Here is a 13,690-nt window from a genome sequence, read left to right on the forward strand (position 1 = left end):
GTCAGCCTCCGGCGATGATCTCGACAAGGGCGTCGACGCCCTCGCGCGTGCCGACCGCGACGAGCGTGTCGCCCGCCGCGAAACGGAAGTCGGGTCCGGGGGAGGGATGCGCACCGGTACGGCGGAGCACCGCGACGATCGACGCGCCGGTGCGGGTGCGGGCCTGGGTGTCGCCGAGGAGCCGTCCGGCGTACGGCGACCGGATGCCCACCGGGATGTGCTCGGTGACCAGGTCGATGCCGTCGGTCCGTACGGCATCGATGGGTTCCGGGTCGATCAGATGGGCGAGGGCGGTGGCCTCGTCCGACGAGAGCGGGACGGACAGCAGACACGCGTCGGGGTCGTCGGGAGCGAAGAAGCCGAGGAAGCGCCGCCCGTCGTGGTGGACGACGACGGATATGTGCCGGCCCGCCTCGGTCGTGAAGTCGTACTGCGTACCGACTCCCGGCAAAGAGGTACGACGGGTGCCCATGCTCGCCTCCCATGGCGTTGGCCGGCCCTCACCGAGGACGGGTGAGCCGTGATGTCCGAGAGTTCGAACAGTCTACGTAAGCCGATCAGTCCCGGCCCGTGTGGCCTCTCCCGGGCCGGGGCTGCTGACCTGCGGCTCTCGCACCTCCCGGTCGACCCGGCCGCTATCGGCGGGAGCAGCGCAGCTGCTCCGGGTCGACGGCGTCGGCCATCACCGGCATCCCCGCGTCGCCGGGGTGCAGATGGTCGCCGCTGTCGTACGCGGGCAGGATCCGGGACGGGCGGGCGGGGTCACGGACGGCCGCGTCGAAGTCGACGACCTCGTCGAACGCGCCGCTCTCCCGGACGAAGGCGTTGACCTCCTGGCGGAGCGCCTCGCCACCGGGGCTCCACTCCCGCCAGCCCTCGTACGGCATGACGGTCGCGCCGACCACGCAGATTCCGGCGGCGTGCGAGCGGTCGATGAGCTGCCGGTAGCCCGCGATGAGGGCGGCGGCGGTGGGCGCGGGGGTCGCCTTGAGGTCGTTGACGCCTTCGAGCAGGAACACGGTGTGCAGCCCGCGCTGCGACAGGACGTCACGGTCGAACCGCTTGAGGGCGCTCTGACCCGAGCCGTCGCTGAGGACCTTGTTGCCGGAGATCCCTTCGTTGGCCACGCCCTTGATCCGCGTGCGGGGATCGACGGCGAGCCTGCGGGCCAGGAAGTCGGGCCAGCGGCGGTTGGTGTCGGCCGTCGACGAGGCGCCGTCGGTGATCGAGTCGCCGAGCGTGGCCACGGCGCCGGTGCCGCGCCGGGCGTTCACGACGGCGGCGTCGAGATAGAACCAGGAGGTGGCGCGGTCGGTGTACGCGGTGGCCGCCTCGTCCGCCGCGTGGTCGCCCGAGGGGGCGATCCAGGAGGTCTGGAGCGCCATCTTGTGGCCGGTGGCCGGACCGCTCGCCTGCTGTACGTACAGACTGACCGCGAGATCGGCCTGCGGGCGGAGTGTGCCGCGCAGGGGGTCGCTGTAGACGGACGCGCCGGGCGCCAGCGTGACGGTGGGGGAGCCGCCGAAGCTGAGCTGCCGGTTGCTGCCGGGAACCAGCGCCGCGCCCGTGGCCCGCAGACCGGCGTACGCCCGGCCGAAGGTCACGGGCAGGGTGCCGAAGGTGTTGGAGAGCCGGACGCGCAGTCCCTCGCCGCCCACGCTGGTACGGACGATGAGGCGGTAGGTGCGCTCCTGGAGGGCGGTGGGGCTGACGAGGTCCGTACTGGCGGCCCAGGTGACGACGGGCGTGGGGCGCGCGATGGCGGGCACGGTGTCGGCGCCAGGGGCGGATGCCGGGGCGGGGGCCGCCCCGATCAGGGCGCCGGTCGCCAGCACGGCTGTGGTGACGTGCAGGGCCCGGGTGCGCAGCCGTAACCGGGATCTGGGGGTGGTGGGCAGGGTGGTGTTCATGTGTCGGGGTTCCTCCCTTGCGGCTCGGGACCCGTCGGGCCCCGGGGACGACGGCATGGACATGAGGCTGAAGGCATGGACATGCCAGTGAGGGTGCCGGGGCCATTCACTCGCGGCCGGGTGGGCGGTGTCCAGACCGCCCGGGACCGCGCCCGACCTGCGATGAACTCCCTTGCTGCGTAACGGGGTTACTTGCCGGAGGGCACGCCTCCTGGGATGATCACCGAGCGTTGAACCCTTGACCTGAGCACCTCCGCCCCCAAGGAGCCTCGTATGACCGGGACCGAGTCGACCAGCCCCAGGATCGACACCAGCAAGCCGCATCCCGCCCGTGTGTACGACTGGTTCCTGGGCGGCAAGGACAACTACCCGGTGGACGAGGAACTCGGCCGCCAGATCATGAGCATCGACGCGCGCGCCAAGCATGTCGCCCGGACGAACCGCTGGTTCATGCACCGCGTCACCCGCTGGCTGGCGGGGGAGGCGGGAATCACGCAGTACCTCGACGTCGGCACCGGCATTCCCACCGAGCCGAATCTCCACCAGATAGCCCAGGGCATCGCCTCCGAGGCCCGCGTGGTCTACACGGACAACGACCCCATCGTGCTGACGCACGCGGAGGCGCTGCTGCGCAGCACGCCACAGGGCGTCACCGACTACATCCAGGCCGACGTGCGCGAGCCCGAGCTCATCCTCGAACAGGCCCGGAAGATCCTGGACTTCGACCGGCCCGTCGCCCTGTCGCTCGTGGCACTCCTGCACTTCGTCGGCGACGCCGATCGCCCGTACGACCTGGTCGGCCGGCTCGTGGACGCGCTGCCGTCGGGCAGCTATCTCGTACTGTCCCAGCTCACCTCCGACTTCGACCCGGAGGCGGTCCAGCGCGGAGTCCAGATGTACGCCGCCGGCGGGGTCACCCTCGCACCGCGCACCCAGGCCGAGATCGCGCGCTTCTTCGAAGGTCTCGACGTGGTCGAGCCGGGAATCGTCCAGCTCACCCGGTGGCATCCGGAACTCGCCGTCGACGAGGCGACGGAGGGGAACGAAGGGGCGTCGCTGTACGCGGCGGTGGGGCGCAAGCCGTAGGTCGTCTCCGCAAGGTCTCGTCTGGTTCGCGACGCCCTGCACGCTCCCCCGTAGCCCTTCGGGCACGGGAGGTGCCCCCACGCCGCGTTGCCGATACGCCCAAGCTCCGCTACGAGGGCGCACCGGCGCCTTGCGATCGCACGCACCGGACGCCGCGACCCCCGCCCTCCGGGCGGACGACGATACTTTGCGGACACTCCCCAGCGGGTGCGCCGAACCGCGCCTCCGCGCGGACCGTCGTGTCGTCGCCGACACGGTCGACGGCATGGGCGGGTCGTCCGTCATGCTCCACGGCCGGCGCGCCCCCCCCCGCGAACCCGAGCCCGCCCCGTTCGCGCACGCCGAGGGCCTTGCCGGCGGTGGACGGAATCGCGCTGCTCAGGACGACGATGTCCGGCATCACCGGCGGAACGGCGGACGGTGGACGGTGGACGGTGGACGGTGGACGGTGGACGGTCGAGCGTGCAGGACATCACCGAGTGCCGCACGTGCGGAGGGCAGGACGCGGTCCGGGTCCACCGGCCCGCGGAGGCATCACCGGCGGAGTAGCCGGTGCCGTCCGGCCGGCTGACCGAACGGACCGGCCGCCGGCCACCCGAGCCGGCTCCCGCCTGTCGCGGATCAGCGCGTGAGCAACGTCGGCGTCGCCCGCTCCAGCACCTCCGAGACCCGCTCCCATGTCTCCATGTCCCTTTCCACCGGCGGAAGGTGGGCAGCGCGGCCACCCTGCCAGCGACTCGCCAGCGCCACCGGGTCCTCGCCCGATGCCGCTGCCGCCGCCAGCGCCGCCGCTCCCACGGCGACCAGTTCGTCGCTCTCGGGGATCAGCAGGGGCCGTCCGGAGAGGCGGCGTACGGTCTCCACCCAGTACCTGCCCCGCGCTCCGCCGCCCACCAGACGCAGTGGGCGCGAGGCGACGTCCGCGTCCGCCGGGTCCGTGCCGCAGGCGCGCAGCACCTCGTCGAGGGCGCGCAGCACGGTCACGACAGCGCCCTCGTAGGCCGCTCCGAGGATCTGCTGGCGGCTGGTGGTGTGCCGCAGGCCGGTCAGGAGTCCTGAGGCGGCGGGCAGATCGGGTGTCCGCTCCCCGTCGAGGTACGGCAGCAGGACCACCTCGCCGCCCGCCTCCGCCGTGTCCCGGCTCAGGCCGAGCAGAGAGGCGATCCGGTCGACGGCCTGGGTGCAGTTCAGGGTGCAGGCCAGCGGGAGGTACGTGCCGTCGGCGGCGGCGAAGCCCGCGAGGACCGGTGAGGCGGGCCGGGTGCGGGTCGCCGCGAACACCGTTCCCGACGTGCCGAGGCTCAGGGCCGGATGGTCGAGCAGCCCCGCGCCGCCGAGCCCCAGCCCGACGGCCGCGGCCATGTTGTCCCCGGTGCCGGCGGCGACCGCGATGCCCGTGGGCAGTCCGAGGTCCTCGGCCGCCGCGTCGATGAGGGAGCCGACACGGGTGGCGCCGGTCTCCGCGACCTCGGGCAGCAGATCCGCCTCCAGTCCGACGAGCTCCAGCAGCCGCGGGTCGTAGGCGCCGGTCGCGGTGGAGTACCAGCAGGTGCCCGAGGCGTCGCCGGGGTCGGTGGCGGCGCTGCCGGACAGCCGTTCGGTGAGGAAGTCGTGGGGGAGGCGGACGGCTGCGGTGGCCTTCGCGGCGCGCGGTTCGTTCTCCCGCAGCCACTGCCACTTCGCGGCGGTCATCGAGGCGACGGGCACCGAGCCGGTACGGGCGGTCCAGGCCTCCGGGCCGCCGAGCGCCTCCGTGAGCGCGGCGGCCTGCGGGGCCGAACGGGTGTCGTTCCACAGCAGCGCCGGGCGCACGGGACGGCCGCTGCTGTCCAGGACGACCAGACCGTGCTGCTGTCCGGCGACCGCGATGCCCGTCACGGCGGAGGCGGACACGCCGGACTCCCGCAGCCCGATGGCCACCGCCTCGCGCAGGGCGTTCCACCAGACCTCGGGGTCGGTCTCACGAGCACCGTGGTCGCCGCTGACCTGATGGGCCGCGCGGCCGACGGCGAGTGTCCTGCCGGTGGCCGCTTCGATGAACGCCGCCTTGGTGGACTGGGTCGAGCTGTCCACGCCGATGACGACAGCCTGCGTCGGCATTGCCTCCACCTCTCCGTCCGGGACCGGTCCCGTCCAGGGCCTATTTGGCCGTGGGAGAAACAAATTACGTCAACCCATGCCCGGGGAACAGGTGTTGCGGGGCTTCAGAGATGGGCGGGGGAAGTGCATTATTAGTAAGGCCAGAAAACAAACTGTGGATCGAAGGCGGTCATGGCGATGACGGAACGCTTCACCCCCACCCCCGAGGACCGGTTCAGCTTCGGCCTCTGGACGGTCGGCTGGCAGGGCAGGGACCCCTTCGGGGACGCGACCCGGCCGCCTCTGGACCCCGTCGAGTCCGTGCAGCGGCTCGCCGCGCTGGGGGCGTACGGCGTCACGTTCCACGACGACGACCTGATCCCCTTCGGCGCGACCGAGGCCGAGCGCGAGTCCCACATCAAGCACTTCCGGCAGGCGCTGGACAAGACCGGTCTCGTGGTGCCGATGGCCACCACCAACCTCTTCACCCACCCCGTCTTCAAGGACGGCGGCTTCACGTCCAACGACCGGGACGTGCGCCGCTACGCCCTGCGCAAGACGATCCGCAACATCGACCTGGCGGCCGAGCTCGGGGCGCAGACCTATGTCGCCTGGGGCGGGCGCGAGGGTGCGGAGTCCGGTGCCGCCAAGGACGTGCGGGCCGCGCTCGACCGTATGAAGGAAGCGTTCGACCTGCTGGGGGAGTACGTCACCGAGCAGGGCTACGACCTGCGCTTCGCCATCGAGCCCAAGCCCAACGAGCCGCGCGGCGACATCCTCCTGCCCACCGTCGGCCACGCGCTGGCCTTCATCGAGCGCCTGGAGCGGCCCGAGCTGTACGGCGTGAACCCGGAGGTCGGGCACGAGCAGATGGCCGGGCTGAACTTCCCGCACTCCATCGCCCAGGCACTGTGGGCGGGGAAGCTCTTCCACATCGACCTCAACGGGCAGAACGGCATCAAGTACGACCAGGACCTGCGCTTCGGCGCGGGCGATCTGCGGTCCGCGTTCTGGCTGGTGGACCTGCTGGAGACGGGCGGCTACGAGGGGCCGCGCCACTTCGACTTCAAGCCGCCGCGGACGGAGGACTTCGACGGGGTGTGGGCGTCCGCGGCCGGGTGCATGCGGAACTACCTGATCCTGCGGGAGAGGGCCGCCGCGTTCCGGTCCGACCCGACGGTGCAGGAGGCGCTGCGGGCCGCCCGGCTCGATGAGCTGGTCCTCCCGACCGCCGAGGACGGGCTGGCCGCACTGCTGGCGGACCGGTCGGCGTTCGAGGAGTTCGACGTGACGGCCGCGGCGGAGCGGGGCATGGCGTTCGAGGCGCTCGACCAGCTGGCGATGGACCACCTCCTCGGGGTGGCCTGACCGTCCACCGGGCGTTGCCCGGAGCTGCGGATCTCCGGGCGGGCCGGGCGGGCCGGGTGGGCCCGCCCGGTGGGCTCGACAGGTTGGACGGGCCGGGCGGGCCGGGGCTGTTCAGGCCCGTCCGGCGGAGGACGAGAGCAGGTCCGCCCGGCGGGGGTCGAGATCAGGCCCGTCCGGCGGAGGCTGCGGTCAGGCCCGCCCGGCGACCGAGGTGATCGCGTACGCCACCGGGTCCGTCAGCACGTCCTGCACCACCAGCGCCGCGGCACCCCGCGCGGCGTCCGCGGCGGGGGAGGACGCCCGGAGCCGGTCGCCGCCCTCCGGCCACAGGCCCGACACGACCCGTCCGCCCAGTTCCGCACCGGCGGGCGGGGCGAGCCAGGGCACCAGGGGACGGTAGATCCCGCCGAGCACCACGGCGTCCGGGTCGAAGAGGTTCACCGCACCGGACAGCACCCGGCCCAGCATCGCCCCGGCACGCTCCAGGGCGCTCAGCGCTGCCGCCTCACCCGCCCGGGCCCGTCGCTCCAGCTCCGCCACGGCCACCGCGCCGTTCGTCTCGTCGATGCCCGCGGCACGCAGCAGGGCGGACTGACCCGCGTACTGCTCCAGACAGCCGCGCGAGCCGCAGCGGCACTCCGGACCGTCGGGCGCGACGACGACATGTCCGATCTCGCCGGCGAAACCGTGCGCCCCGCGCAGCAGCTCGCCGTCCAGGACCAGGGCGCCGCCGACACCGATCTCACCCGTCAGATACAAGAAGGTCCGCATCGCGCCGAGGCCGCCGAACCACAGCTCGGCCAGCGCCGCCAGGTTGGCCTCGTTCTCCGAACGGACCGGCAGCGCGGGCAGCCCGGGGCGCAGGGCGGCGAGCGCGTCGGCGAACGGGAGCTCGGCGGCGACCTGGCTCCACCCGAGGTTGGGTGCCTGCCGCACGGTGCCCGCGGCGACCAGGCCCGGCAGCGCCAGCGCGGCGCCGACCGGCTGGAGCTCCTGCTCGGCCGCGGACGTCAGCGCGCGGGCCGCGATACCCGCGGCGCGCGCGAGCACCCGGGCGGGCGTCGCGCCGCGGTTGTCGAGGTGCTCGACGAGCCGGACCCGGTCGGTGCCCGCCAGGTCCACCACACACACGGACACATAGTCGACGTTGATCTCGACGCCGATCCCCGCGACTCCGGTGCGGGCGACCTTGAGCACCGTGCCCGGGCGGCCGGCCTGACCGCTGAAGGTCTTGCCGGACTCCGAGAGGAAGCCGCTCTCCAGTAGTTGTTCCACCAGGGAGGAGATGGCAGCGCGGGTCAGGCCCACCCGGGCGGAGACCCCCGCCCGCGTCACCTCACCGGCCTCGCGCACGGCTCGCAGCACCAGGCTCAGATTGTGTCGTCGCACGGTGTCCCTGTCGGCCTTGGGCTCCAGCGGTGTGCGGCCCACCGGGCCGGGCAGTGTCACGCGTGCGGGTGGTTCCACGAATCAGCCCTGTGGCCCGCGATATCCCAGGGACGCCTCGATCCGTCCGGCGAGACCGTCGCGGCTGACAGGGCCGCGGCCCGCCGAACCGGCCAGCCAGGAGCGGCACTTGCTGCTGAGCAGCAGCCCGAAGCTCTCCGCCTCGTTCTCCTCGGCCTGGTCGAAACGGGTCCTGGCCGCGACCTTGAGGACGGTGGCCTGAAGGTCCGCCTCGTCGGAGAGCAGCCGTGCGGCGACCGCCGCGCCGTCGACATGGTGGGTGCAGTGCCCGGCCTTCATGTGCCAGAGCTCATGGCCGAGGATGACCAACTGGTGGTCGGGCGCGGTGCGCTCCTCGATGACGATCAGGTCCTGGTCCGTCATGTCCAGCCACAGGCCGCTCGCCGTGCCCGGCGGAAAGGTGGCCGTGCGGTAACGCACGGGCCGGCCGCGGCGTTTGCTCATCACGCCGCACAACGCGCCGTAGAGATCGGTGGGTGCCGCGGGGGCGGGCAGATCGATTCCGGCTACCAGCTCGCCGCACAGCCGGCGCATCTCCTTGCCTATGCTCACCGTTCTCCTCTCCCCGTCAGCGGTTGTGCGCACACGTGCGGTGTCGAGCCTGGCCTGAAATCAGGGGTCCGTCGGGTCGGAGGGATCCGCCGGCGAGGTCGGTTTGACGCTCTCCAGCAGCATGTCGAGCCACTCGGTGACCTTGTCCCGGTGCTTGTCGGTGGGCAGTTGGGCCGCGCGCCAGGCGATGCCGCGTACTCCATGGTCCTGGAGCAGGCGCTCCAGCGGGTCGCCCTCGCCGGCATAGTCCTGAAGCAGCCGCTGCTCGGTGCGCTGCAACGCACCGTTGAGCGCGTCCGCGTCCTCGGCCGTGAGGAAGCCCGCGTGGACCTTGAAGAACCTCTGGATCGCATCGCAGTGCTCCATGGTGGGGCGACGGTCGCCGTTGATGAGAGCACCTGCCTGCTGACGTGACATGGCGGCGCCGTCGGCGATCTCCTGCTGCGTGTACCGGCGGCCGTTCGGCTTGAGCCGGGTTCTGCGCAGAAGGTCGAAGCGCTGCAGAAAGCGTGTCTGGAGATCGGGTTCGCCGGCCGGACGGCCGTCGAGCAGTGAGCCGACCACATCGGCGGGGACGCCCGAGGCCTCCGAGAGCTGATGCACGTCGAGGACCTCGCCGTGGCTGAGTCCGAGCTTGCCTGCGAGTTCGGCGACGCGGGCGACCGACGCCGCCAAGGGGCCTGCGGCTGCCGGGCCCGGAACCGAGAAGCCGTCTGTCACCAGTAGGTCTCCTAGATCACGCGAGGTCGCTCCGCACACAGTTGGCTGCCCGGAGATTAACCGCTTCGAGGAAATACAGCCAGGTCTTGCCACAGCTGTGGCGCGATCTGAACGCTCTACGGCGCGGAATGCCACGATAGTTGACATGGCTGCTCCCGCGGTAGCAGGATCGCCAGGCGGGGTGAAGATCCAAAGGGCGCTGCCGCAGCGGGACTTCGAGAAGGGTGGCGTTCTCGATGACACATGAGGCGGGCGTTGATCGGCCTGGTGTCCATGGTCGACGGACGTGTGCGGCGACGAGCCGCGGCACGGTCCGGTCGCGACGGCTGACCGACGTTCTCCGACGGCGCCGGGAAGAGCTCGGGCTGAGTGTGGCGGATGTGGCGGCACGGCTGGAGATCAGTACGGGCGCCTACGGCAGCTGGGAGCGCACACCGGCCCAGGAATGGACCGACGAGAAGCTCTCCGCGCTGGTCAAGGCGCTGGAGATGACGGACCAGCAGGGCGGCTGGCTGTTCCGCCTCGCCGTCGACCGCGATCCCCCCTACGCCTCGCCCGAACTGTGGGCCTCTTCTACGCCCGTAGCTCCGCTGGGGCCCGCGCGGCCGTCCGGACCGGCCTTTCCGTCCGGGCCTGTGCGTCCTTATGTACCGGTGCCCGCGCCCGCGCTGCCCGCCGAGCCGTCCTCGCCGGCCGAGCCGCACGACCCGGAGACGCAGGCGTATCTGCGGGACTACGCCGCGATGATGGACGCCGTGCCGCTGCCGTCGGTCCTCTTCGACAGCCGTTGGGACGTGGCGCACGTCAACCCCGCCTTCCACGCGCTGTTCCGGGGAGTGGGGGAGCACCCCACGGCCATGCCGGACCAGAACTTCCTGCGGTTCGTCCTCTTCCATCCGGACGCGGGCACCGTGCTCGGCGACCGGGAGACGAGCTGGTGCCTGCCGCTGCTCGCGCAGTTGGAATCGGCGCTCGAGAGGTACGAGGACGACCGGGTCCTTCAAGCCATTCGTGACGACATCGCCGACGATCCGATCATGGATGCCGCCTATCGGTGCGGGCTGCCGCACTGGATGCGGATCACGGGTGCGGCCGCCGTCCACCACGACGGCGCCGTACGGCCGTTGCACCACCCGGACCCGCGCTGGGGCCACACGGATTGCCGGATCGTCGACGAGACGCCCGCGACACTCCAGGACCGGGGCTTCACCCGGATGACGCTGGTGCTGCACGAACACCGGAGCGCGGCGCCGCCGTCCGCGCGCCGCGGCAAGCCGCATCTGCGGGCGGTCGCCGGCGGCTGAGCGCCGAGAGCGCCGACGCGTCGCGGGCGGGCCCGGCGTGGAGGCGGCAAGGGGGCTGCGCGCCCTCCGCGGCAACAGGCGTAACAGACGGGCTGTGCCCTCTGCCGTACCGGGCGAGGCCCCGCCGAGCCCGTCGTCCGGCCCCCGCCCGTGCCCTTGTCAGGTGCCCGTAGCGCCACGACCATGACCTCATGTCGCAGCAGACGCCAGAACCCACCGGTGATCACGCCCTCCCCCCTGGCACCAGCCGCAGATCGGTCCTCGCTGCCACGGCCGGCACCGTCACGCTCGGCGCGACGCTGACCGGAGCCGGAGCGACGCCCGCGGCCGCCGCGCCCGCCGTCACCGAGGAGACCGTCGCAGGTACCGCCCCGGTGCGGCGCGGTCGCACCCCGGACCGGGATCTCCCCGCCACCGCGCAACGCCCCTCCCGTGAACTGCGGGCCCTGCTCGCGGAGATCGACACCGACCGCATCGAGGCGACCGTGCGCAAGCTCGCCTCCTTCGGCACCCGCCACACCCTCTCCAGCCAGGACGACCCGAAGCGTGGCATCGGCGCGGCCCGCGATTGGATCTTCGCCGAGCTGAAGCGGTACGCGGCTGCCAGTGGTGGGCGGATGACGGTGGAGCTCCAGAGCTACATCCAGGAACCGGCCTCACGTATCCCCGTGGCGACCCGGCTCACCAACATCGTGGCCACGCTTCGCGGTTCGACGGACCCGGACCGCGTCTACGTCGTCTCCGGACACTACGACTCACGTGCCACCGATGTGATGGACTCCGTGGGCGACGCACCCGGCGCCGACGACGACGCCTCGGGTGTGGCCGTCGCCATGGAACTCGCCCGGGTGACCGCGAAGCGGCGCCCGGCCGCCACCCTCGTGTTCGCGGCCGTCGCGGGTGAGGAACAGGGGCTGTACGGGGCCGCTCACATGGCCCGGACGTTCGCGTCGGCCGGTGTCGATCTCCAGGGCATGTTCACCGACGACATCGTGGGCAGTCCGACGGCCGACGACGGCAGCCGGGATCCGCACACCGTCCGGCTCTTCGCCGAGGGCGTGCCCACCTCCGAGACCCCCGCCGAGGCGGCCACCCGTCAGTCGGTCGGCGGCGAGAACGACTCACGGTCGCGCCAGCTGGCCCGTTTCGTGCGGGACGTCGCGGACAACGACGCCACCGACACGCACGTCCGGGTCGTCTACCGCAGAGACCGCTATCTGCGGGGCGGCGACCACATCCCGTACCTCGAACGGGGCTTCCCCGCCGCCCGGTTCACCGAACCGGCCGAGGACTACGCGCATCAGCACCAGGACGTGAAGGTGGTCGACGGCAAGCAGTACGGGGACCTTCCGGAGTTCTGCGACTTCGCCTACATCGCCCGTGTCGCGAAGGTCAACGCCGCCGCGGTGTGGACCCTGGCCCAGGCGCCCGGCACCCCCAAGGGCGCGAAGATCCTCACCAGTGCGCTGACGAACGCGACCGAGCTGGTGTGGGAGCGGGGCGAGGAGAGCGATCTGGCCGGTTACGAGGTCGTCTGGCGGGAGACCACCGATCCGGAGTGGACCCACGTCGTGCGGGCGGGCGACACGACGCGGCACACCGTGGATCTGTCCAAGGACAACGTCTTCTTCGGTGTCCGGGCCGTGAACCGGGCCGGTCTGCGCAGTCCGGTCGCGTTCCCCGCCCCGCAGCGCTGAACACCGGACGGGTCAGGGCTCCGGAGCCGAGAACCGTTCGGGACCCGGTCCCGCAGAACGCCCCCAGCGCCCTGCGGGACCGGGCCCCGCCCCGCGAGGCCATGTCCCCGCCCTTCCCCCAGGCAGGGTCGTGGCCTCTTCCCCATCCCCCCATTTCCCCGTTGGTCTGTGTCCCCGGCTCGCCGTCGCCGGGCTGTCCTTCGTCGCGGCGGCTCAGCGCAGTGCGGCGACCGCCCACTCGGCGGCGACCACGACGGCCACTCCCGCGCCCAGTACCGCTGTGGCCACCCGTGTACGCCCCTGCTTGCTCAGGACCAGTGCGCTGCCGGAGAGGATCAGCGCGATCCCGTAGAACCCCATCGTCAGGACGGAGTGTGTGCTGCCGAGCCGCAGGACGAGTGTCAGACCGACCGCGATCATGATGAGCGCGGAGAGCACGATCCGGACGCGGCGTGCCTGACGTGGTGTGAGCCCCTGCCGCTCCGGGCTCGAACTGGCTTCTGCTTCTGACATGTCGGGAAGATTAGTCGTCTCGTCCCCGCTCAGGCGGTCGGGTCCGAGACGTGCGCCGCTCATGCGCTCCGAACGCTGCCGACGCCGGCCGTCCACAGGGGAGCGGTGCCGGTGAGCTGGCAGGCGACCAGGTACAGCGGAATCGGTGGTGTGTAGGGACTGGAGTCGTCGGGCCGCCGGATGAGCCGCGGGTTCACGGCCGGTACGCACGCTCCTTCGGCGTAGTGCGATGGCAGCGGCCAGGTCAGCTCCTGGTCGGAGCCGGCCGGCACGATCCACCACCACCAGTCGGTGTCGGCGAACACGCAGCCGTTGCGGGGCAGCCGGCCGAGCATCCGGAAGCCGTGCCGCGCGGGCACGCCCACGGCGTCGCAGCCCAGGGTGGGTACGACACTGGGCGGGAGCTCGAGCCGGGTCAGCCCGTGCGCCCTCGTTCGGCTGCCGCCCCGGACCAGGAGCGTCGCCAGATTTCTCAGCACGGCCTCGCCGCCCCGCGCGGAAAGTCCACCCCGTAGGGGATGTCCACGTGCGGCAGCTCCGCCCAGACGATCCGGCCGGCGCCGTGGTTCGGTACGTGTGCCCCCCAGGAGGTGGACAGGGACTCGACCAGCAGGAGTCCGCGTCCGCGCTCCTCCTCCTGCACGGCGTGGCACACATGCGGGCCGGTGGGTGTGCATCCCTGGTCCTGGACGCTTATCCGCAGGTGTTCGACGTCGTTGAGAAGTTCGCAGGAGACCAGGTGACCGTCCGCGTGCACCACCGCGTTGGTGACGAGCTCGCTGACGACCAGCATGGCCGTGTCATGGACATCGCCTTGTATGCCCCAGCACTGCAGGCGCTCACGGGTGAGTTTTCTGGCCCGTGAGACGAATTCGACGCGCGCCGGCAGCTCGAAGCCGTACCGATGGTGGTCGGCCTCTGAGCACGGGTCCAAGAGTGGGGCAAGGAGCGCGTCGAGGTTCACCGGACCACTGTCCCGCTGTAATAGTCACCT

13 protein-coding genes are annotated in these 13,690 nt (G+C 72.0%); 4 read left to right on the forward strand and 9 right to left on the reverse strand.

The annotated features are described in order from the left end of the window. Position 1: 1 nt before the first annotated feature. Both ACQPWZ_RS30375 and ACQPWZ_RS30380 read right to left on the reverse strand, forming a co-directional pair. Positions 2-472 (reverse strand): cation:proton antiporter regulatory subunit, encoded by a 471-nt coding sequence (locus tag ACQPWZ_RS30375; protein ID WP_340476452.1) that lies wholly within the window; start codon positions 470-472, stop codon positions 2-4. A 163-nt stretch (positions 473-635) separates the two neighbouring features. After that, positions 636-1,910 carry an SGNH/GDSL hydrolase family protein gene (locus ACQPWZ_RS30380; RefSeq protein ID WP_433572928.1) on the reverse strand — a complete coding sequence of 425 codons (1,275 nt, stop codon included), beginning with the start codon at positions 1,908-1,910 and terminating at the stop codon, positions 636-638. A gap of 273 nt (positions 1,911-2,183) precedes the next feature. On the opposite strand from ACQPWZ_RS30380, the gene ACQPWZ_RS30385 reads away from it, so the two are divergent. Further along, a complete protein-coding gene (locus ACQPWZ_RS30385) occupies positions 2,184-2,996 on the forward strand; it encodes an SAM-dependent methyltransferase (RefSeq protein WP_433572929.1) in 813 nt (270 codons plus the stop codon). Between the two features lie 621 nt (positions 2,997-3,617). Here the strand turns inward: ACQPWZ_RS30385 and xylB are convergent. Continuing rightward, complete coding sequence (gene xylB / locus ACQPWZ_RS30390; protein ID WP_433572930.1) at positions 3,618-5,096, reverse strand: xylulokinase; 1,479 nt, start codon at positions 5,094-5,096, stop codon at positions 3,618-3,620. 177 nt (positions 5,097-5,273) lie between these two features. Here xylB and xylA point away from each other — a divergent pair, with 177 nt between their 5' ends. Further along, positions 5,274-6,443 carry a xylose isomerase gene (gene xylA, locus ACQPWZ_RS30395; RefSeq protein ID WP_340478071.1) on the forward strand — a complete coding sequence of 390 codons (1,170 nt, stop codon included), beginning with the start codon at positions 5,274-5,276 and terminating at the stop codon, positions 6,441-6,443. A gap of 189 nt (positions 6,444-6,632) precedes the next feature. On the opposite strand, the gene ACQPWZ_RS30400 is transcribed toward xylA, so the two are convergent. The 3 genes from ACQPWZ_RS30400 to ACQPWZ_RS30410 form a co-directional block, all read right to left on the reverse strand. Continuing rightward, positions 6,633-7,892, reverse strand: a complete 1,260-nt coding sequence (locus ACQPWZ_RS30400; RefSeq protein WP_340476456.1) for an ROK family protein — start codon at positions 7,890-7,892, stop codon at positions 6,633-6,635. Positions 7,893-7,913: 21 nt separating this feature from the next. Continuing rightward, positions 7,914-8,444 carry a toxin-antitoxin system, toxin component gene (locus ACQPWZ_RS30405; protein WP_340478072.1) on the reverse strand — a complete coding sequence of 177 codons (531 nt, stop codon included), beginning with the start codon at positions 8,442-8,444 and terminating at the stop codon, positions 7,914-7,916. Positions 8,445-8,522: 78 nt separating this feature from the next. After that, a complete protein-coding gene (locus ACQPWZ_RS30410) occupies positions 8,523-9,182 on the reverse strand; it encodes a helix-turn-helix transcriptional regulator (protein ID WP_356703297.1) in 660 nt (219 codons plus the stop codon). Positions 9,183-9,562: 380 nt separating this feature from the next. Here ACQPWZ_RS30410 and ACQPWZ_RS30415 point away from each other — a divergent pair, with 380 nt between their 5' ends. Together ACQPWZ_RS30415 and ACQPWZ_RS30420 are read left to right on the forward strand one after the other, a co-directional pair. Further along, positions 9,563-10,486, forward strand: a complete 924-nt coding sequence (locus ACQPWZ_RS30415) for a transcriptional regulator (protein WP_340476458.1) — start codon at positions 9,563-9,565, stop codon at positions 10,484-10,486. Positions 10,487-10,677: 191 nt separating this feature from the next. Beyond that, a complete protein-coding gene (locus ACQPWZ_RS30420; protein ID WP_433572931.1) occupies positions 10,678-12,183 on the forward strand; it encodes a M28 family metallopeptidase in 1,506 nt (501 codons plus the stop codon). 213 nt (positions 12,184-12,396) lie between these two features. Here ACQPWZ_RS30420 and ACQPWZ_RS30425 read toward each other — a convergent pair whose 3' ends face one another. The 3 genes from ACQPWZ_RS30425 to ACQPWZ_RS30435 are packed head-to-tail and all read right to left on the reverse strand — an operon-like array spanning position 12,397 to position 13,660. Beyond that, positions 12,397-12,696: a hypothetical protein gene (locus ACQPWZ_RS30425; protein ID WP_340476460.1), complete on the reverse strand. Its 300-nt coding sequence runs from the start codon at positions 12,694-12,696 to the stop codon at positions 12,397-12,399. 59 nt (positions 12,697-12,755) lie between these two features. Beyond that, complete coding sequence (locus ACQPWZ_RS30430) at positions 12,756-13,175, reverse strand: hypothetical protein (RefSeq protein WP_405574128.1); 420 nt, start codon at positions 13,173-13,175, stop codon at positions 12,756-12,758. Further along, positions 13,169-13,660 (reverse strand): ATP-binding protein, encoded by a 492-nt coding sequence (locus ACQPWZ_RS30435; RefSeq protein ID WP_356703301.1) that lies wholly within the window; start codon positions 13,658-13,660, stop codon positions 13,169-13,171. The genes ACQPWZ_RS30430 and ACQPWZ_RS30435 overlap by 7 nt, the downstream gene beginning before the upstream one ends. Positions 13,661-13,690 lie beyond the last annotated feature (30 nt).

It is taken from the genome of Streptomyces sp. CA-251247 (assembly GCF_050952975.1).
Classification (GTDB): Bacteria; Actinomycetota; Actinomycetes; order Streptomycetales; family Streptomycetaceae; genus Streptomyces; species Streptomyces achmelvichensis.

Excerpts from the sequence above, each read along its gene's own strand:
- ACQPWZ_RS30375 (WP_340476452.1), bottom strand. The coding sequence starts at position 472 with ATGGGCACCCGTCGTACCTCTTTGCCGGGAGTCGGTACGCAGTACGAC.
- ACQPWZ_RS30380 (WP_433572928.1), bottom strand. The coding sequence starts at position 1,910 with ATGAACACCACCCTGCCCACCACCCCCAGATCCCGGTTACGGCTGCGC.
- ACQPWZ_RS30385 (WP_433572929.1), top strand. The coding sequence starts at position 2,184 with ATGACCGGGACCGAGTCGACCAGCCCCAGGATCGACACCAGCAAGCCG.
- xylB (WP_433572930.1), bottom strand. The coding sequence starts at position 5,096 with ATGCCGACGCAGGCTGTCGTCATCGGCGTGGACAGCTCGACCCAGTCC.
- xylA (WP_340478071.1), top strand. The coding sequence starts at position 5,274 with ATGACGGAACGCTTCACCCCCACCCCCGAGGACCGGTTCAGCTTCGGC.
- ACQPWZ_RS30405 (WP_340478072.1), bottom strand. The coding sequence starts at position 8,444 with ATGCGCCGGCTGTGCGGCGAGCTGGTAGCCGGAATCGATCTGCCCGCC.
- ACQPWZ_RS30420 (WP_433572931.1), top strand. The coding sequence starts at position 10,678 with ATGTCGCAGCAGACGCCAGAACCCACCGGTGATCACGCCCTCCCCCCT.
- ACQPWZ_RS30425 (WP_340476460.1), bottom strand. The coding sequence starts at position 12,696 with ATGTCAGAAGCAGAAGCCAGTTCGAGCCCGGAGCGGCAGGGGCTCACA.